The sequence below is a fragment of the Nocardia sp. CY15 genome (assembly GCF_009829295.1).
Taxonomy (GTDB): Bacteria; Actinomycetota; Actinomycetes; order Mycobacteriales; family Mycobacteriaceae; genus Nocardia; species Nocardia sputi.
This window is the reverse complement of the sequence record NZ_VUOT01000108.1, coordinates 1-701: the sequence shown is the minus strand read 5'-3', so window position 1 is coordinate 701 and position 701 is coordinate 1. Positions and strand designations below refer to the sequence as shown.

Below are 701 nucleotides of genomic sequence, written 5' to 3'. Positions count from 1 at the left end.
TGCCGAAATCCGGGTCACGCGACGCACGACCGGCCGAGCGGGTGCTTCGACCTCACGACGCACCGAGCCACACAACGCAGCAGCGAGAAGACTCTACTGAGTTGACATCCGTTAGGAACTCAACGGCCTGTCCTACACCTACGTCGACGCACCGACTATCGGGACCCCGTCCCCGGCCTCAGGTCCGACCTCCGGTGGCACCGCAGTGACCATCCCGGGCACCGAGCTGACCACCACCCAGTCGGTCACTTTCGACGGTGTCCCGGCGCCGTTCTCGGTCATCTCCGACACCTCGGTCGCCGCGGTCACCCCACCGGGAACCGCTGGTGCCGTCGATGTCGTGGTCACCACCAGCGGGGGCAGCGTCACCGGCACCGACGCCTTCACCTACGTCGCCGGACCCGGTATCTGACTGATCCCTTCAGGCGGCAGACCCCGGTCATCGGGGTGACCGCCGCCCCGGCCTCCGGGCAAGCGATCTACTCGCTGCCCGGGGGCCGGACACCCGTTCAGGACGGCGAGCTGTCTTGGCCCGAACACTCTGTCTCACGGCCGGGCCGAGGCCGTGGCCGCTTCCGAAGGAATCTCAATGACCATGTCAAGCCGCAGCTCGGATTCCGTTGATGCTCGGGGGCTGGGTGTCGAAGGGGCGGTTGTCGCGCAGCAGTGCCCACAGCACGTCGACCAGGCGCCGGGCCAAC

Annotated in this window: 1 protein-coding gene; it reads left to right on the top strand. The window is 67.9% G+C overall.

All coding sequences use genetic code 11. The annotated features are described in order from the left end of the window. The first annotated feature begins 127 nt into the window (after positions 1–127). The gene (locus tag GVY39_RS33805) at positions 128–412 is read left to right on the top strand and encodes an IPT/TIG domain-containing protein (protein ID WP_201295445.1); all 285 of its coding nucleotides are present in this window, start codon (positions 128–130) and stop codon (positions 410–412) included. The last annotated feature ends 289 nt before the right edge of the window (positions 413–701 follow it).